This window comes from Blastococcus sp. SYSU DS0828, assembly GCF_054050975.1.
The window spans coordinates 90,563-108,233 of record NZ_JBJHAK010000009.1; the positions used below are offsets into that span (position 1 = coordinate 90,563).

The 17,671-nt window shown below is 74.1% G+C and carries 15 protein-coding genes and 1 pseudogene; 7 read left to right on the plus strand and 9 right to left on the minus strand.

What is annotated here, in order from left to right; translation table 11 throughout:
- The first annotated feature begins 121 nt into the window (after positions 1-121).
- Both ACI79Q_RS09695 and ACI79Q_RS09700 read left to right on the plus strand, forming a co-directional pair.
- A complete protein-coding gene (locus tag ACI79Q_RS09695; RefSeq protein WP_456588849.1) occupies positions 122-448 on the plus strand; it encodes a putative quinol monooxygenase in 327 nt (108 codons plus the stop codon).
- Between the two features lie 8 nt (positions 449-456).
- Positions 457-1,179, plus strand: a complete 723-nt coding sequence (locus ACI79Q_RS09700) for a glutamine amidotransferase (protein WP_456588850.1) — start codon at positions 457-459, stop codon at positions 1,177-1,179.
- Here ACI79Q_RS09700 and cimA read toward each other — a convergent pair.
- Complete coding sequence (gene cimA / locus ACI79Q_RS09705; protein WP_456588851.1) at positions 1,170-2,753, minus strand: citramalate synthase; 1,584 nt, start codon at positions 2,751-2,753, stop codon at positions 1,170-1,172. The genes ACI79Q_RS09700 and cimA overlap by 10 nt on opposite strands.
- A 214-nt stretch (positions 2,754-2,967) precedes the next feature.
- Here cimA and ACI79Q_RS09710 point away from each other — a divergent pair, with 214 nt between their 5' ends.
- Positions 2,968-3,372: a hypothetical protein gene (locus ACI79Q_RS09710; protein ID WP_456614612.1), complete on the plus strand. Its 405-nt coding sequence runs from the start codon at positions 2,968-2,970 to the stop codon at positions 3,370-3,372.
- A gap of 4 nt (positions 3,373-3,376) precedes the next feature.
- On the opposite strand, the gene ACI79Q_RS09715 is transcribed toward ACI79Q_RS09710, so the two are convergent.
- Together ACI79Q_RS09715 and ACI79Q_RS09720 are read right to left on the minus strand one after the other, a co-directional pair.
- Positions 3,377-3,874, minus strand: a complete 498-nt coding sequence (locus tag ACI79Q_RS09715) for a hypothetical protein (protein ID WP_456614613.1) — start codon at positions 3,872-3,874, stop codon at positions 3,377-3,379.
- A 27-nt stretch (positions 3,875-3,901) separates the two neighbouring features.
- Positions 3,902-4,924 (minus strand): 3-isopropylmalate dehydrogenase, encoded by a 1,023-nt coding sequence (locus ACI79Q_RS09720; protein ID WP_456588854.1) that lies wholly within the window; start codon positions 4,922-4,924, stop codon positions 3,902-3,904.
- A gap of 145 nt (positions 4,925-5,069) precedes the next feature.
- Here ACI79Q_RS09720 and ACI79Q_RS09725 point away from each other — a divergent pair, with 145 nt between their 5' ends.
- Both ACI79Q_RS09725 and ACI79Q_RS09730 read left to right on the plus strand, forming a co-directional pair.
- The gene (locus ACI79Q_RS09725; RefSeq protein ID WP_456614614.1) at positions 5,070-5,891 is read left to right on the plus strand and encodes a hypothetical protein; all 822 of its coding nucleotides are present in this window, start codon (positions 5,070-5,072) and stop codon (positions 5,889-5,891) included.
- A 120-nt stretch (positions 5,892-6,011) separates the two neighbouring features.
- Positions 6,012-6,614: a hypothetical protein gene (locus ACI79Q_RS09730; RefSeq protein ID WP_456614615.1), complete on the plus strand. Its 603-nt coding sequence runs from the start codon at positions 6,012-6,014 to the stop codon at positions 6,612-6,614.
- A gap of 69 nt (positions 6,615-6,683) precedes the next feature.
- Here the strand turns inward: ACI79Q_RS09730 and ilvC are convergent.
- The 5 genes and pseudogenes from ilvC to ilvD all read right to left on the minus strand — a co-directional run.
- A pseudogene (gene ilvC, locus ACI79Q_RS09735) lies at positions 6,684-7,730 on the minus strand (ketol-acid reductoisomerase); the annotation flags it as partial.
- 82 nt (positions 7,731-7,812) lie between these two features.
- Positions 7,813-8,340 carry an acetolactate synthase small subunit gene (gene ilvN / locus ACI79Q_RS09740; protein ID WP_091933248.1) on the minus strand — a complete coding sequence of 176 codons (528 nt, stop codon included), beginning with the start codon at positions 8,338-8,340 and terminating at the stop codon, positions 7,813-7,815.
- Positions 8,341-8,351: 11 nt separating this feature from the next.
- Positions 8,352-10,235, minus strand: coding sequence for an acetolactate synthase large subunit (locus ACI79Q_RS09745; protein WP_456588857.1), 1,884 nt, complete (start codon positions 10,233-10,235; stop codon positions 8,352-8,354).
- Positions 10,236-10,469: 234 nt separating this feature from the next.
- Positions 10,470-13,283 carry a putative bifunctional diguanylate cyclase/phosphodiesterase gene (locus ACI79Q_RS09750; RefSeq protein ID WP_456614616.1) on the minus strand — a complete coding sequence of 938 codons (2,814 nt, stop codon included), beginning with the start codon at positions 13,281-13,283 and terminating at the stop codon, positions 10,470-10,472.
- A 68-nt stretch (positions 13,284-13,351) separates the two neighbouring features.
- A complete protein-coding gene (ilvD, locus tag ACI79Q_RS09755; protein ID WP_456614617.1) occupies positions 13,352-15,076 on the minus strand; it encodes a dihydroxy-acid dehydratase in 1,725 nt (574 codons plus the stop codon).
- 63 nt (positions 15,077-15,139) lie between these two features.
- Between ilvD and ACI79Q_RS09760 the strand changes: the two genes are divergently transcribed.
- The gene (locus ACI79Q_RS09760; protein ID WP_456588860.1) at positions 15,140-15,526 is read left to right on the plus strand and encodes a PH domain-containing protein; all 387 of its coding nucleotides are present in this window, start codon (positions 15,140-15,142) and stop codon (positions 15,524-15,526) included.
- Here the strand turns inward: ACI79Q_RS09760 and ACI79Q_RS09765 are convergent.
- Entirely contained in the window at positions 15,520-16,464 is a 945-nt protein-coding gene (locus tag ACI79Q_RS09765) for a 2-hydroxyacid dehydrogenase (RefSeq protein ID WP_456599668.1), read from the minus strand. The genes ACI79Q_RS09760 and ACI79Q_RS09765 overlap by 7 nt on opposite strands.
- Positions 16,465-16,537: 73 nt before the next feature.
- Between ACI79Q_RS09765 and ACI79Q_RS09770 the strand changes: the two genes are divergently transcribed.
- On the plus strand, positions 16,538-17,668 hold the full coding sequence (locus ACI79Q_RS09770) for a PQQ-dependent sugar dehydrogenase (protein ID WP_456588862.1): 1,131 nt from the start codon (positions 16,538-16,540) through the stop codon (positions 17,666-17,668).
- The last annotated feature ends 3 nt before the right edge of the window (positions 17,669-17,671 follow it).

Below are 17,671 nucleotides of genomic sequence, written 5' to 3' on the forward strand. Positions count from 1 at the left end.
CGGCAACTGGCCGCGGTGTCGGCCGGAGCCGGAGGGTCCCGGGCAGCCGCGACGGAGCCGCTCCGCCCGTCAGGGGGACGGCAACTGGCCGCGGTGTCGGCCGGAGGCCGACAATGTGACCGTGATCCTGATCGTCGTGAAGTTCCCCGTCCGTCCCGAGCGCGCCGACGAGTGGACCGGGCTGGCCGCCGACTACGCCCGCGCGGTGAATGCCGAGGAGGGCTCGCTGTTCTTCGAGTGGTCGCGGAGCCTGGAGGAGCCCGACACCTACGTCTGCGTCGAGGGCTTCCGCGACGCAGACGCGGGCGCTGCCCACGTGGCCACCGACGCCTTCAAGCGCTTCGTCGAGCAGGCACCGGACCTGGTGTCGGCGCAGCCGCAGATCATCTACGTGGACGCGCCCGAGGTCGCCGGGTGGGGCCCGATGGGTGAGATCCAGCCGCGCTGACACCTCAGGTGCGGCCCTTCCTGCTGCTGTCCTCCCGCCCGGAGGACGAGGCAGCCGACGAGGAGTACGCCTCGTTCCTGCGGTGCACCGCGCTGCCTGCTCGGCGCCTGCACCGGATCCGCTTGGAGACGGGGCCGCTGCCTGCGATCGATCTCGACGACTACGCGGGCGTCTTCCTCGGCGGCGGACCGTTCAACTCCTCCGACGAGGAGAAGTCGGCCGTCCAGGTGCGGGTGGAGCGCGAGGTCGGCGGCCTGCTCGACGAGATCGTCGACCGGGACCTGCCGTTCTTCGGCGCCTGCTACGGGATCGGCACCCTCGGCACCCACCAGGGCGGGGTCGTGGACCGCGCGTTCGGCGAGCCGGTGTCGGCGGTGGAGGTGACGGTGACCCCGGAGGGGCGGGAGGACCCGCTGCTGGCCGGGGTGCCCGACCGGTTCGCGGCCTTCGTCGGCCACAAGGAGGCATGCCGCGTCCTCCCACCGACCGCGGTGCTGCTGGCCTCGTCCGAGACCTGCCCGGTGCAGATGTTCAAGGTGAAGGAGAACGTCTACGCCACGCAGTTCCACCCGGAGCTCGACGTGGCGGGGATCGTCCAGCGGGTGCGCATCTACCAGCACGCCGGCTACTTCGCGCCGAGCGAGGTGGAGGCGGTCGTCGAACGGCTGACCCCCGCGGTGGTGACCGCGCCCGGCCGGCTGCTGGCGAACTTCGTCGCCCGCTACGGCTGAGGCCGGCGGATCACCGCGTAGGTGAGCGCGTCGACGAGCGCGTGCCACGACGCCTCCACGATGTTGGCGTGGACGCCGACGGTGGTCCACTCCCCCACCCCGTCGGTGGTGTCGATGAGCACGCGGGTGGTGGCGCTCGTGCCGCCCTTCCACCCCAGGATGCGGACCTTGTAGTCGGCCAGGGAGACGTCGGCCAGCTGCGGGTAGCGGTGCACCAGCGCCTGGCGGAGCGCGTTGTCCAGGGCGTTCACCGGGCCGTTGCCCTCGCCGGTGCTGATGATCCGCTCGCCGTCGACGTGCACCTTCACCGTCGCCTCGCTGACGACGACGCCGTTGCCCCAGTGCTCGACGGAGGTGCGGTAGCTCTCCAGCTCGAACAGGGGCGGCGGCGCCTCCGGCAGCTGGGCGCGCAGCAGCAGCTCGAAGGAGGCGTCGGCGGCCTCGAAGGACCAGCCGTCGGCCTCCAGCACCTTGACCTGGTCCACGACCCGGCCGATGGCGTCGGACTGGCCGGAGAGGTCCACGCCCAGCTCGCGCCCTTTCAGCTCGACCGACGCCCGGCCGGCCATCTCCGTGACCAGGATGCGCATGTCGTTGCCGACCACCGCGGGGTCGAGGTGGTTGTACAGCTCCGGGCTGACCTTGATCGCGCTGGCGTGCAGCCCCGCCTTGTGCGCGAACGCCGAGGCGCCCACGTAGGGCTGGTGGTCGTCGGGGGCGATGTTGGCCAGTTCGGCGATCGCGTGGCTGACCCGCTGCAGCTCCGGGAGGCACTCGGCGGGCACCGCGGGGATGCCCATCTTGGTGACCAGGTTGGCGATCAGCGCGAACGTGTCGGCGTTGCCGGCCCGCTCCCCGTAGCCGTTCGCCGTCCCCTGCACGTGGGTGACGCCGGCCTCGACCGCGGCCAGGGTGTTGGCCACGGCGCACCCGGTGTCGTCCTGGCAGTGGATGCCCAGCTTGCCGTCCACGCGGGATGCCACGTCGGCGACCACACGCCCCACCCCCATGGGCAGCATGCCGCCGTTCGTGTCGCACAGGACGCCCACCTCCGCCCCGGCGTCGAACGCCGCCTGCAGCACGCGCACCCCGTAGTCCGGGTCGGCGGCGTAGCCGTCGAAGAAGTGCTCGCAGTCGAGGAACACCCGCCGGCCGGCGGCGACGAAGAAGGCGACGGTGTCGGCCACCATCGCCAGGTTCTCCTCCAGGGTGGTGCGCAGCGCCTCCCGCACGTGCCGCACGTCGGACTTCGCCACCAGGCAGACCACCGGCGTCTCCGCGTCGAGCAGGGCGCGGACCTGCGGGTCGTCGGCCACCGCGACGCCGGCCTTGCGGGTGGACCCGAACGCCACCAGCTGGGCGTGCTCGAGCTTCAGCTCGGTCCGCGCCCGGGCGAAGAACTCGGTGTCCTTGGGGAGGGCACCCGGCCAGCCACCCTCGATGTACCCGACCCCGATCTCGTCGAGCAGCCGGGCCACCGCCAGCTTGTCGGCGACCGAGTAGCTGACCCCCTCCCGCTGGGCGCCGTCGCGCAGCGTGGTGTCGAAGACGTGGAAGTCGGTCTCGGTGGTCACGGTGTCTCCCGGGGATGGCAAGGGCCGAACACGAAAAAGACCCCCCGGGTACGGGAGGTCTGCGCGCAGTCGGGGAGGTGACTGCGCGCTAGGCGATGATGATCGTGCCGCTGGTGTGCATCGCCGACCATGAAAGCACGGGAGGCGCGGTGCGCGGCACCCCCGTCCCGGAAACCGGGCGACGGGCCACCGCCTGCGCTGGTACCCACTCCTGGTGATCCCGACCGAGTGGACCCCCGTGCACCGCCCCGTCGACGGCGAGCTGGTGGGCTGGCTGGCACCCGACGGCGCCGCCGGCCAGGTGCGCCCGGTGCTGCTCACCGGCGCTCCCCTGGCCGGCCCCCGGTCCCCCGGCGACGCCGCGGCGCTGCTGCGCACCGAGGGGCTGCGCGCACTGGACCGGCGGTGGTGGGCCCGGCTGCCCGAGCCGTTCCCCGCCGGCACCGTCGCGGCCGGGGAGCCGGGCGAGGACTGGACCTGGCAGCCGGTCGTGCTGGTGGAGTCCTCCCCCACCGGCTGCACGGTGCGCCCGGAGTGGCCCGCCCCGGGCGAGACCGGGCGCGCCCACCTCCCGGTGCCGGTCGGCGACCTGCTGCGCGAGCAGCCTCCGGAGGGCTGAGACGTCACCCCCGCTCGGGGACCCGGGCGCGCAGCCGGTCGCTGAACTCGACGACGTAGGGCAGACCCCGGAGGTCCTCCGCGACGACGTCGACACCCGCGGCGCGCAGCAGCTCGGCCAGCCATTCCCAGGGATGGTCGTCGCCGGTGTCCTCCGCGTCGTCCGGGAGCACGGTCGTGCGCACGTCGTCGGCCAGGTGCGCGAGGGTCAGGCCCTGCCACGGGTCCGCACCGCCGCCGAGCGTGAACCCCCGCTCGTCGTGCAGCCGGATGCGGCGCCCGTCCGCCAGGACGGCGAACTCCTCGACGCGGAACGAGATGCCGCCCGGATCGAGGACCGGCTCGTCGAGGGCCGGCACGTACGGCGCGTACCCCCACCCCGAGGTGGCGCGCTCGCCCGCCCGCGCGTCGTCGCCCTCGGCGCCGGCGAGCAGCCGTCGGCGGGCTTCCTCCTCGGTCACCAGGTCGCACCATGCGCCCAGCCCGACCACCGGCGCCCCCACGACCCGACCGTAGCGCCGGCCGGAAGGTCAGCCGCCGGCGAGGGCGGCCAGCCTGTCGCCGACGTCGGACGTGCGGATCGTCGCCCGCGGGTCGCGGGTGGACAGGTCGAAGGCGACGGCGGCGTCCACCTTGCGCGCCTGCTCGGTACGGCCCAGGTGCTCCAGCAGCAGCCCGACCGAGAGCACGGTCGCGGTCGGGTCCGCGATGCCCTGACCGGCGATGTCGGGGGCGGAGCCGTGCACCGGCTCGAACATGCTCGGGTTGGCCCCCGAGGCGTCGAGGTTGCCGCTGGCCGCCAGGCCGATGCCCCCGGTCACGGCGGCTGCGACGTCGGTGACGATGTCGCCGAAGAGGTTGTCGGTGACGATGACGTCGTAGCGGCCCGGGTCGGTGATGAAGAACATCGACGCGGCGTCGACGTGCTGGTAGGCGACGGTGACCTCAGGGAACTCGACCGACACCTCCTCCACGATCCGCGACCAGAGCCCGCCGGCGTGGGTCAGCACGTTGGTCTTGTGGATCAGCGTCAGGTGCTTGCGCGGGCGCGCCACGGCCCGCTCGAACGCGTAGCGGACGACCCGCTCCACCCCGAAGGCGGTGTTGAGGCTGACCTCGGTGGCGATCTCCTGCGCGGTGTCCTTGCGCAGCACACCGCCGTTGCCGACGTAGGGACCCTCGGTCCCCTCGCGGACGCACAGCATGTCGATCGGGCCGGGCTCGACCAGCGGGCTGCGCACACCGTCGAACAGCTTCGCCGGGCGCAGGTTGACGTGGTGGTCCAGCTCGAAGCGCAGCCGCAGCAGGAGCCCGCGCTCGAGGATGCCCGGGGGCACGCTCGGGTCACCGATGGCACCGAGCAGGATCGCGTCGTGCCGGCGCAGCTCGTCGAGCACCGTGTCGGGCAGCAGCTCCCCCGTCCGCTGCCACCGCGCGGCACCCAGGTCGTAGGGGGTCGTCTCCAGGTCGGGGGCGACCGCGCGGAGGACCTTGAGTCCCTCCGCCACGACCTCGGGTCCGATGCCGTCTCCGGGGATCACTGCCAGGCGCATGGGAAGGGACCCTAGGTCAGGGGGTGGGGTGTTCGGCGGGCCGGGCCGCGCGTGGCCCCACCCCGCCGGGTCCTTGCCCCCGTGTGGGCGCACCGACATCCTGGGCACCGAAGCCGGCGCGGGCCGGCCCCGACGGAGGAGAACAGTGAGCCAGTCCGACGACCAGGGTCGAAACGATCCCCAGTCCTCCGCTCCTGGGAACGGGCAGGACCACGGCCAGCCCCCGTACGGGCAGCAGCAGCACGGGCAGCCCCAGCACGGTCAGCAGCAACACGGGCAGGGCCAGTACGGGCAGCAGCAGTACGGGCAACCCCAGTACGGGCAGCACCAGTACGGGCAGAGCCCCTACGGCCAGCCCCAGTACGGGCAGCCCCAGTACGGGCAGCAGCAGTACGGGGAGCAGCAGTTCGGGCAGAGCCCCTACGGCCAGCCGGGGTACGGCACGCCGGCCCCCTACGGTCAGCAGTACCCGCAGCCGTACGGCCCGTACGGCGCTCCCGGCGTCCCCGCCAAGCCGGCCGGCGTGATCACCGCGGCCGTGCTCGGTTTCGTCTACGGCGCCATCGGGCTGCTGGTCACCTTCTTCCTCTTCGTCGTGGGCGCGGCCGCCAGCGGCGCCGGCGGCGGGCTGGACGAGGAGATCCCCGGCTTCGGGGCGGTGACCGGTGCCGTCGGGGGCGTGCTGATCGGCTTCGGTGTGCTGGCCCTGGCCTGGACCGTCGTCATGATCTGGGGGGCGGTCTGGGCCCTCACCGGTCGCAGCCGGGTGCCGCTGCTGGTCGGCGGTTCGATCGCCCTGGCCTTCACCACCATCGGCCTGCTCGGCACCCTGGCCGACGGCACCGCCGGCGATGTCGTGGTGAACCTGATCTTCTTCCTGGCTGCCCTGGCGATCGTCGTCCTGCTGGCCATGAAGCCGGCCACGCAGTTCTTCGCCGCGCACCGCTACCGGCGTACCGGTCACTGAACCGGGTGCTTCCGGCCGGAACGGCCCGTTCCGGTCTGCCAGGCCCCCCTGCAGGTGTGAGGATTGCTACAACCCGCGTCCGTCGGCCCCGACGGATCCCTCGAGCAGGAGGTAGCTGCGATGTCCGGCCCCACGCCCGGTTCCGAGCCCGACCACCCGCAGGGAGGGTCGCCGCAGGGGCAGCCCGGCTGGGGCCCGCCGCCCGGCCAGCAGCCCGGCCAGGGCTACGGTCAGGGCCAGGGCTACGGCCAGGGGTACGGCCAGGGGTACGGCCAGCAGCCCGGTGGCTACCCCGCCGCCCCGGCCGGCTACGGGCAGGCGCCCGCCGGCCAGCGCCCGGGTCAGGTGACGGCGGCCGCCGTCATCGGGGTGGTCATCGGCGGGCTCGGGACCCTCGGCGGACTGCTGACCCTCTTCGCGATCGGTGCGGTCTTCGAGGTCGACGCCCTGCTGGGCATCCTGGCGCTGCTGTCGTTCGCGGCCGCCGTCGTCCTGCTGATCGGCGGCATCCAGGTGCTGCGTGGCCAGGACCCGAAGCTGCTCCTCCTCGGCAGCTACGCGTCGATCGGCCTGCAGCTGCTGTACCTGCTCTGGAGCCTGGTGCAGGAGGAGGGCTTCATCTTCACCGGGCTGCTCGGCTTCGTGCTGCCGGTCCTCATCGTCGTGCTGCTGCGCAGCGGCCAGTCCCAGCAGTACTTCGCGGCCCGGGGCCAGTCCGTCTGAGTCCCCACCCCACGCGAGACGGCCCCCGCTGCGTGCGCAGCGGGGGCCGTGGTCGTCGTGCGGCCCGGATCAGTTGCGGGCGGCCGTACCGGTGTAGTCGTCGGACGCCGAGACCCAGCTCATCAGCCCACGCAGCTTGCGCCCGGTCTCCTCGATCGGGTGCGCCTCGGCGGCGGCCCGCTTGGCCTTGAAGTCGGGCGCGCCGGCGTCCTGGTCGGCGATGAAGGCCGCGGCCCAGGAGCCGTCCTTGATCGCGCCGAGGACCTCCTTCATCGACTCCTTGACCCGGGCGTCGATGACCTTGGGCCCGGAGGTGTAGTCGCCGTACTCGGCGGTGTCGGACACCGACCAGCGCTGCTTGGCGATGCCGCCCTCGTACATGAGGTCGACGATCAGCTTCAGCTCGTGCAGGCACTCGAAGTAGGCGACCTCCGGCTGGTAGCCGGCCTCGGTCAGCGTCTCGAACCCGGCGGTGATCAGCGCGCTGGCGCCACCGCACAGGACGGCCTGCTCACCGAACAGGTCGGTCTCGGTCTCCTCGGCGAAGGTGGTCTTGATGACGCCGGCGCGGGTGCCCCCGATCCCCTTCGCGTACGAGAGCGCGAGCGCCTGCGCGCTGCCGCTGGCGTCCTGTTCCACGGCGATCAGGCAGGGCACGCCCTTGCCGTTCTCGAACTCGCGGCGCACCAGGTGGCCGGGGCCCTTCGGGGCGACCATCGCGACGTCGACACCGGCCGGGGGCTTGATGTACCCGAACCGGATGTTGAAGCCGTGGCCGAAGAACAGCGCGTCGCCGTCCTGCAGGTTGGGCTCCACCGACTCGGCGTAGAGGTGCCGCTGCACGTGGTCCGGCGCCAGGATCATGATCAGGTCGGCCTCGGCGGCCGCCTCGGCGGGCGTGACCACCCGCAGCCCCTCGGCCTCGGCCTTCGCCCGGCTCTTGGACCCCTCGGGCAGGCCGACGCGGACGTCGACGCCGGAGTCGCGCAGCGACAGCGCGTGGGCGTGCCCCTGGCTGCCGTAGCCCAGGACGGCGACGGTCCGCCCCTGGATGATCGAGAGGTCGGCGTCGTCGTCGTAGAAGATCTCGGCGGCCATGCTGGTGGTTGTTCCCTTCGGTAGGTGACGTGCTGGAACGGCCCCGTCGCAGGGGCCCGCGGCGTGCGGAGCGCGTCGTGGGGGGCGACGGGGTCCTTGCTCAGGCGGTGCGCTCGACCGGGCGCAAGGTACCGGCGCCGGACATCGCCCGCGGCCCCCGGCCCAGGGCGACGGTCCCCGACTGGGCCATCTCCTTGATCCCGAGGGGGGCGAGCACGGCCAGCAGGGCCTGGAGCTTGTCGGGCGTCCCGGTGGCCTCGAGGGTCACCGTGTCGGGGTTGACGTCGACGACGCGGGCGCGGAACAGCTCGGCGGTCTGCAGCACCTGGGTGCGCTCGGCCATCGGCGCGCGCACCTTCACGAGCAGCAGCTCGCGCTGCACGGCGGCCTCGCCGTCCAGCTCGACGATCTTGATGATCTCGATCAGCTTGTTCAGCTGCTTGGTGATCTGCTCGAGCGGCTGGCTCTCCGCGTCCACGACGATCGTCATGCGGGACAGGTCGGGGTTCTCGGTCGGCCCGACGGCGAGGGACTCGATGTTGAAGCCGCGACGGCTGAACAGCGCCGAGACGCGGGCCAGCACACCCGACTTGTTCTCGACGAGGACCGACAGTGTGTGACGGGACATGGGTGCGCTCCTCAGACCTGGCCGTCGCCGAAGACCGGGCGCAGGTCGCGCGCGGCCAGGATCGCGTCGTTGCTGGCGCCGGCGGCGACCATCGGCCACACCTGGGCGTCGGCCCCGACGACGAAGTCGATGACCACCGGCGCGTCGTTGATGGCCATGGCCTTCTCGATGACGGCGTCGACGTCGTCCTTGCTCTCGCACCGCAGCCCGACGCAGCCCAGCGCCTCCGCCAGGGCGACGAAGTCGGGGATGCGCACCGGCTTGGGGGTGCCGTCGGGGTTGCGCGCGTGCAGCCTCGTGTTGGAGTAGCGACCCTCGTAGAACAGGGTCTGCCACTGCCGGACCATGCCGAGGTTGCCGTTGTTGATGACGGCGACCTTCACCGGGATGCCCTCGATGGCGCAGGTGGCGAGCTCCTGGTTGGTCATCTGGAAGCAGCCGTCGCCGTCGATGGCCCACACGGTCGTGTCGGGGCAGCCGTACTTGGCGCCCATCGCCGCCGGGACGGCGTAGCCCATGGTCCCGAGGCCGCCGCTGTTGAGCCACGTGCCCGGCTTCTCGTAGCTGATGAACTGGGCCGCCCACATCTGGTGCTGGCCGACGCCGGAGGTGTAGATCGCGTCCGGACCGGCGATCGCACCCAGCCGCTCGATGACGTACTGCGGCGACAGCGCGCCGTCCTCGGGCCAGTCGTAGCCGAGCGGGTAGCGCTCGCGCCAGTCGTCGAGCTGCGCCCACCACGCCGCCAGGTCCGGCGTGCGGCCGGCCGCGTGCTCGGCGCGCAAGGCCTCGACCAGCTGCGCGATGGTCTCCTTGGCGTCGCCCACGATCGGCACGTCGGCCTTGCGGTTCTTGCCGATCTCGGCGGGGTCGATGTCTGCGTGGACGACCAGGGCGCCGGGCGCGAAGCTGGAGAGCTCGCCGGTCACCCGGTCGTCGAACCGCGCCCCGAGCGCCACGATCACGTCGGACTTCTGCAGGGCGGTCACCGCCGCGACCGTGCCGTGCATGCCCGGCATGCCCAGGTGCTGGGGGCTGCTGTCGGGGAACGCCCCCCGGGCCATCAGGGTGGTGACGACGGGGGCGCCGGTCAGCTCGGCCAGCTCGGCCAGCTCCGCGGTCGCCTGCGCCTTGAGCACCCCGCCGCCGACGTAGAGGACCGGGCGACGGGCGCCGGCGATCAGGCCGGCCGCCTCGCGGACCTGCTTGCCGTGCGGGCGCGTCGTCGGCTTGTAGCCCGGGAGGTCGAGCCGGGGCGGCCAGGTGAAGTCGGTGGTCGCCTGCAGGACGTCCTTGGGGATGTCGACCAGGACGGGGCCGGGGCGGCCGGTGGAGGCGAGGTGGAACGCCTCGGCGATGCGCTGCGGGATCTCCTCCGCCGTCGTCACCAGGAAGTTGTGCTTGGTCACCGGCATCGTGATGCCGCGGATGTCCGCCTCCTGGAAGGCGTCGGTGCCGATGGCCGCGCTCGGGACCTGGCCGGTGATCGCCACGATCGGGACCGAGTCCATGTAGGCGTCGGCGAGCGGGGTCACCAGGTTGGTGGCGCCGGGGCCGGAGGTGGCCATGCAGACGCCGACCCGGCCGGTGGCCTGGGCGTACCCGGTGGCCGCGTGCCCGGCGCCCTGCTCGTGCCGGACGAGGACGTGGTGGACGTGCGAGTCGAACAGCGGGTCGTACGCCGGGAGGATCGCCCCGCCGGGGATGCCGAAGACGACGTCGACGCCGACCGCCTCGAGGGACCGGACGAGGCTCTGCGCGCCGGTGATGCCGGTGGCCGGCTGGGCGGCGGCCTCGGCCACGGAGCGGGCCGTGGTCTCGACGCCGGTCAGCGCGGCGGCGGCCTCGCGGGTGGCGGCCTCGGAGTGGGGGGCCTCGTTCGGGGTGCTGGTCATCGCGCGGATCTCCTGTGCCTTGCGGCGTGGTGCGGGCTGGTGCGACGGGCGGCGTGCTCGCTGTGCGGCGGATCACGGCCAACAAAAAACCCCTCGTGCCCCGGGCACGAAGGGTCAGCGCGTCGGTCGGTGACCGGACGCGCTAGGCGAGTACGAGGACGCCGAGGGTGCGGGCGTCGGCGAGCATGAGGGTGCGAGGCACGGGGACACTGTGCGCCTGCCGACGCCCCTGCGTCAACCGCCGCGTCCCACCAGGTGGACACCGGCGTCCAGATTCGGCGGTCCCGGCTCGGCCGCGTCGAGGATGGAGTCGTCGAACGAGGCGAGCAGCGCCCGCAGTTCCGCGAACGGCATCGGCCGCCCGAAGAGGTAGCCCTGCAGGTAGCGGCAGTCCATGGCCTGCAGGTGGGCCATCTGCGCCTCGGTCTCCACGCCCTCCGCGACGACGTCCATGCCGAGCGTGCGGCCGAGCTCCACGACGGCGGCGACGAGCGCGCGCCCCCGGGGACCGGTCTCGATGCCGGCCACGAACTCGCGGTCCATCTTCAGGATCTGCACCGGCAACCGCGCCAGGTAGGCCAGCGAGGACCACCCCCGCCCGAAGTCGTCCAGCGAGAGGACGACGCCCATGCCGCGGAGCGTCTCGAGGTCGCCGAGCACCCCTTCGTGCACGTCCAGCAGCACGGACTCGGTGATCTCCAGGACCAGCTTGCCCGCGGGCAGCTGAGCGGCGGTCAGCGCCGCGGCCACGTCCGGCGCCAGGCAGCCGGCCTGCAGGTGGCGCACCGAGACGTTCACGCCCATCTGCACGTCCCAGCCGTCGGCCAGGAGCACGGCCGCGTGCTCCGTCGCCACCCCGAGCACCCAGCGCTGGAGCGGCACGATCAGCCCGTCCTCCTCGGCCAGCGGGATGAACTCGTCCGGCGGCACGGTGCCCAGGAGCGGGTGCTCCCAGCGCACGAGTGCCTCCAGCCCGAGCACCCGGCGGTCGTGCACTCCGACGACGGGCTGGTACAGCACGCGCAGCTGGCCCTCGGCGAGCGCCGTGGGCAGGTCCCGGGCCAGCCGGGTGCGGCGGACCAGCGCCGCGTCGATCGCCTCGCCCGAGGAGCGCACGCAGCGCTTGCCCGCGGCCTTGGCCGCCCGCAGGGCGAGATCGGCCTGCCGGACGGTGTCCGACGCGTCGGCGACGGGATCGAGCTCGGCCAGGCCGATGCTCCCCGAGACGGCGAACCGCGGGCCGCTGCCCTGCCCGTCGGCCGACGGCGCACGGAACGGTCGGTCCAGCGCCACGACCAGCCGCTCGGCGAGCCCGGTCGCCTCTCCGAGCCCCCCGGGCACCAGCAGCGCGAACTCGTCCCCGCCGAGGCGGGCGACGAGGTCCTGCGCGCGGGCGCCGTCGCGCAGCTGGTCGGCCACCTGGACGAGCAGCTGGTCGCCGGCCTCGTGCCCGGCGACGTCGTTGACGGCCTTGAAGCCGTCGAGGTCGACCAGCAGCACGCAGCCCGCGTGCCCCTCCGCGGCGCGTAGCCGCGCGTCCTCCAGGGCGGCGAGGAACCGGGCGCGGTTGGGCAGCCCGGTCAGGTAGTCGGTGTAGGCCATGCGCTCCAGCTCCCGCTGGGTGGTCCGGCGAGCGGTGACGTCGCGCAGGTGGAGGACCAGGCCCTCCCGCAGCCCGGTCCCCGGCACCCCGGCCCGCGCGGCGCCGGCGAGCTCGACGTCGCGCCGGTCCCCGCCGCGGGTGCGCAGCCGCACGGTCGGCGGCAGTGCGGCGGGGTCCGCCGGCACCCGTCCGGCGAGCACCTCCTCGAGCACCACGTGGTCGTCGGGGTGGACCAGGTCGGCCAGCAGGCGACCGGTGAGCTCCCGCTCGGGCCACCCGAGCTGACCGTCGGCCGCGCCGGAGACCCAGCGGACCCGGCCGCCGCCGTCCAGCACCACGGTGACGTCCTCGGCGCTGGCGGCCAGCGCGCGGAAGTAGGCCTCGGTCTGCAGCAGCCGGCGGGTGAGCCGGCCACCGTCGAGGACCCACAGCAGGCTGCGGATCGAGGTGCAGACGACGAGCACCCCGATCGCCACCTGCTCGAGCCGGGTGAACACGTGCCCGGCGGTCAGCACCACGATGACCACGCCGGCGACCCCGTAGGCCGTCGCGTGGCTGACGGCCAGGCCGAACAGCGGCAGGCCGTCGGCATCCCTGCCCTGCGCGGGGAGCTGCCCGGGGTCGGTGTCCACGGCGCGGACGCCGGCGGCGAGCATCCCCGACCAGGCGATGCTGACGAGCAGGTCCGCGGGCCGCTCCCCCAGCACATGGGCCAAGGCGGGCGCGACCCCGAGGACCGCCGTCCCCACCGCCGCGACCAGCAGCCACACCGCCGGGCGCCGGCGGGACGCGGGCGCGCGGGTGACGACCACGAGCGCCACCGCGCACAGCAGCGCACCCGCGGCGGGGTACCCCATGTTCTGCAGCACGCCGGTGACGCCGCCGCCGCGGACGCCCGACCGGGAGAGCACGAGCCCGGTGAGGAGCACGACCGCGACCAGCACGATGGCGCCGTCGAGCAGCTCCCGCACGCCGGCGCGCCCGCTCCGGCGCGGCAGCAGCAGGAAGCAGGCCGCGAGGCCGAGCGGCAGCGCGAGCACCTGCGGGAGGTGGACCAGCGCGCCGTCCACGGTGCCGAGGAGGCGGCCGGCGGCCAGCAGCACGCCGGCCGCCGCCACCGCCTGCCACGGCCGGCGGGCGGCGGGGTCCAGCCGGGCCGCGTGCCTCTGGACGACGAGGGCGGTGGCGAGTGCTGCGCCCGCGAGGAGGACGGTCAGCAGGCGTTCGGCGCCCGCACCCAGGCCGGGCCGGGCGATACCGCCGCACAGCGCCAGCACGGCGAGCGCGACGTAGAGGAGCACCGACTCCCGCCGCTCTCGCGCGGACGCGGCCGACGGCAGCAGGCCGATCGGGCAGGTGCGCAGCGGCGCGGCGAACGGGAGCGCCGCGAACGGCTCGGGCACCGACGGCGCACCGCCGTCCCGTCGCCGCGCGTCGGAGTCCACGACCCTGTGGTCGGCAAGGACCCCGGGGCGGTGGAGCCGCCACCGTCCCGGGGTCACCCCAAGGGGGGTCAGCCGCAGATGGCGCCCTGGGCGGCCGAACCGACGAGCTTGGCGTACTTGCCGAGCACGCCGGTGGTGTAGCGCGGCGGCAGCGGCTCCCAGCCCTCGGCCCGGCGGGCCAGCTCGTCGGCGTCGACCAGCAGGTCCAGCGTGCGGGTCGTCAGATCCAGCCGGATGCGGTCGCCGTCGCGCACGAAGGCGATCGGGCCCCCGTCGGTCGCCTCCGGGGCGACGTGGCCGATGCACAGGCCGGTGGTGCCGCCGGAGAACCGGCCGTCGGTGAGCAGCAGGACGTCCTTGCCGAGTCCCGCGCCCTTGATCGCGCCGGTGACCGCGAGCATCTCGCGCATGCCCGGGCCGCCCCGCGGCCCCTCGTAGCGGATGACGACGACGTCGCCGGCCTGCAGCGTGCCCTCGGTGACGGCGTCCATGGCCCCCTGCTCGCCGTCGAACACGCGGGCGGTGCCCTCGAACACGTCGGCGTCGAAGCCGGCCGACTTCACGACCCCGCCCTCGGGGGCCAGCGAACCGCGGAGCACCGAGAGCCCACCGGTCGCGTGGATCGGGTCGTTCATCGCGTGGATGATCGCGCCGTCGGGGTCCGGCGGGGCGATGTCGGCCAGGTTCTCGGCCATCGTCTTCCCGGTGACGGTGAGCACGTCGCCGTGCAGCAGACCGGCGTCCAGGAGGGCGCGCAGGACCACCGGGACCCCGCCGACGCGGTCGACGTCGGTCATGACGAACCGGCCGAAGGGCTTGACGTCGGCCAGGAGCGGGGTGCGGTCGCCGATCCGGTTGAAGTCCTCGAGCTCGAGGTCCACCTGCGCCTCGTGCGCGATCGCCATGAGGTGCAGGACGGCGTTGGTCGAGCCGCCGAGCGCCATGACCACGGTGATCGCGTTCTCGAACGCCTTCTTCGTCATGATCTGGCGCGCGGTGATGCCCTTGCGCAGCAGGTTGACCACCGCCTCACCGGAGGCGACCGCGTACGCGTCGCGCCGGTTGTCGGGGGCCGGCGGGGCGGCGCTGCCGGGCAGCGCCATGCCCAGGGCCTCGGCGACGCTGGCCATCGTGTTGGCGGTGTACATGCCCCCGCACGAGCCCTGGCCGGGGCAGGCGGCGCGCTCGATCGCGTCGAGCTCGTCCTGGGTGATCAGCCCGCGGGCGCAGGCCCCGACGCCCTCGAAGACGTCGATGATCGTCAGGTCCCGGTCACCGAGCTTGCCCGGCATCGTGGAGCCCGAGTAGAGGAAGACGCTGGCCAGGTCCAGGCGCGCGGCGGCCATGAGCATGCCCGGCAGGGACTTGTCGCAGCCGGCCAGCAGCACCGAGCCGTCCAGCCGCTCGGCGAACATGACGGTCTCGACCGAGTCGGCGATGACCTCGCGGGACACCAGCGAGGCGCGCATGCCCTCGTGGCCCATGGAGATGCCGTCGGAGACCGAGATGGTGCCGAACTCCAGCGGGAAGCCGCCGGCGGCGTGCACCCCCTCCTTGGCCCGCTTGGCCAGCCGGTCCAGCGACAGGTTGCACGGGGTGATCTCGTTCCAGGAGGACGCGACGCCGATCTGCGGCTTGGCGAAGTCGTCGTCCCCCATCCCGACCGCACGCAGCATCGCCCGCGCCGGGGCCTTCGCCAGCCCGTCGGTCACCTCGTAGCTGCGGGGCTTGAGCGGGCTGTGCGTCGCGCTCGCTGGCTCGTTTCCGGGGATGAGGTCCTCGCCGATCGTCACGAGCGGCGATGGTAGGCCCGTCGCCGGACCGACCGGGGGGCGCGGGTGGGAGGATCGCCCTCCGTGACCCCTCCTGCCCGCTTCCGGATGAACCGGAGCGCGCTGCTGCCCGTGATCCTGCTGGCCCTCGGCATCCTCCCCACCGCCCTCGTGAGCCCGTGGACCCTCCTGCTGCTGCTGGTCCCGGTGGCCGTGGCCGCCTGGGTCCTGCGGACCGGCGTCGACGTCGACGACCGCGGCATCACCGCACGCTCGCTCGTGGGATCCCGGACCGTGCCCTGGCCCGAGCTGGCGGGCATCCGTCTCGGCCGGCGGGGGGAGCTGTGGCTGGTGACGACGAGGTCGACCGAGGTGCGGCTGCCGGTGCTGCGGGTGCGTGACCTGCCCCGCCTGGCCGCTGCCTCGGGCGGGCGCCTCGACGATCCTTCCGCCCGCCCCGTGGGTCAGTAGTCGCCGACGACGTTGGCCAGCGGCCGACCCGCGAGGATCCGGCCGATCTGCTCGGTGACCGCCGCCGTGGCCCGCTCACGGGTCGCCGGCACCTCCCCGCCGACGTGCGGGGTGAGCAGCAGGTTCGCCGCATCCCACAGCGGGTGGCCCTCCGGGAGCGGCTCGGGATCGGTGACGTCGAGGGCCGCGCGCAGTCGCCCGGACGAGAGCTCGGCCAGCAGGGCCCCCGTGTCCACGACCGGCCCGCGCGCCGCGTTCACCAGCAGGGCACCGTCGGGCATGGCGGCCAGGAAGCGCGCGTCGACCAGCCCGGTGGTCTCCGGGGTCAGGGGGACGAGCAGCACGACGACGTCGGCTGCGGGCAGCAGCTCCGGCAGCTCGGCCACCGTGCGCACGCCCTCGCGCGGGCGGCGGGCCACGTAGGTCAGCCGCACGTCGAAGCCGGCGAGCATCCGGCCCACCGTGATCGCGATGTCGCCGGCGCCGACGACCAGCACCCGCGCGCCGACCAGTGACCGGTGCGTGGCGAACGACCACCGTCCGGCCTCCTGCTCACGGACGAAGAACGGCAGCCCGCGCTGGGCAGCGAGAGTCGCCGCCACGACCCATTCGGCGGTCGCCGGGGTGTGCGCGCCCCGGGCGTTGCAGAGCACGACGCCCTCGGGCATGCGCCCGGCGAACCCCTCCGCCCCGGCGCTGGTCAGCTGCACCAGCCGCAGCCGCGGCAACGCGTCGAGGAAGCCGTCCGGCGGCGGCGCGGAGCCACCGCCGGCCACCCAGACCTGGGCCTGCGCGGGCTCGCCGCGGGGCGGGCCGTCCGCCGGCGCCACCCGGTGCGCCCGCACCCGCGGCGACAGCGCCTCCACCACCTCCGCCAGGCGCCGGGAGGGCACCAGCACGTGCAGCGTCTCGTCGGCCGTCAGCTCGAGCGTCGTCACCGCCTCACGCTAGCCAGCCCCGGTCGCACGCGCGCACGCCGACAGCGCATCCGCCGCACGTACCCTGGGCCCGGTGAGACCGAGGAGGGCGCGGAGCGCGCCGCGGGTGGTCACCGCACTCCTCGCCGGAGTGCTGCTGGCCGGCTGCGGCGGGGGCGGCTACGAGCCCGCCGGCCCGTTCCGGCCGCTGCCGGAAGCCCCCCCGCCCCAGGTGGGTCCGCCCCCGGCAACCCTGCCGCCGCCGGCGGACCCCGCCCAGCCGGGCTCGGGCGAGGAGGTCGGCGACCCCAACGTCGTCGCCACCGGGCTCAGCGTGCCCACGGGACTGGTCGTGCTGCCCGACGGGTCGGCGATCGTGGGCGAGCGGGACACCGGCCGCCTGCTGCAGGTCTTCCCCGACCGGTCGCCGGCGCGGGAGCTCATGACCGTTCCGGAGCTGGACACCAGTGGTGACGGCGGGCTCCTGGGCCTCGCCCTCTCCCCCACCTTCGCGGAGGACGGGCTGCTGTTCGCCTACGTCACCACCGCGACCGACAACCGCGTCGTGCGGTTCCCCGTCGGCGGGACGCCGAACCCGGTGCTGACCGGCATCCCGCGCGGTGAGACGGGCAACGGCGGCGGCCTGCTCACCGGAGCCGACGGCCACCTCTACGTCGGCACCGGGGACGCCGGGGACCCGGCGCTCGCCGCCGACCCGGACTCGCTGGCCGGCAAGGTGCTGCGCATCGACGTCTTCGGGCGCGCGGTCGGTGGGAGCAGCCCGGTGCACAGCCGGGGGTACCGCGACGTGACGGCACTCTGCCAGGACGGCGAGCGGCTCTACGCCACCGACGAGTCACGGCAGGGCCCCGACGAGGTCGACGTCGTCCAGGAGGGGGGCGTCGGCACGCTCCTGCTGCCGATCCCGGCCGAGGAGGGCGGTCTCGGCGGCTGCGCGGCGGCGAACGGCACGGTGTTCCTGGGCGCGCTCGACGGGCAGCGGGTGCACGTGATCACGCTCGACGAGAACGGCGTCCCGGTCGAGGGGGCCGCCGACGAGGTGCTCGTCGGCAGCTACGGCCGGCTGCGCACCGTCGTCCTCGACCCCGAGGGCGCGCTCTGGGTGACGACGTCCAACCGCGACGGCCTCGGCACCCCCGCCGACGACGACGACAAGGTGCTGCGGATCCGTCCCCCCGGCGGCCAGCCGAATTCGCCGCTGTAGGGA

What these genes read in the sequence shown, in the direction of transcription:
- ACI79Q_RS09720 (WP_456588854.1), bottom strand. Translation starts at nt 4,924, where the DNA reads ATGCGCCTGGCAGTGATCCCCGGAGACGGCATCGGACCCGAGGTCGTG.
- ilvN (WP_091933248.1), bottom strand. Translation starts at nt 8,340, where the DNA reads ATGTCCCGTCACACACTGTCGGTCCTCGTCGAGAACAAGTCGGGTGTG.
- ACI79Q_RS09745 (WP_456588857.1), bottom strand. Translation starts at nt 10,235, where the DNA reads ATGACCAGCACCCCGAACGAGGCCCCCCACTCCGAGGCCGCCACCCGC.
- ACI79Q_RS09730 (WP_456614615.1), top strand. Translation starts at nt 6,012, where the DNA reads ATGTCCGGCCCCACGCCCGGTTCCGAGCCCGACCACCCGCAGGGAGGG.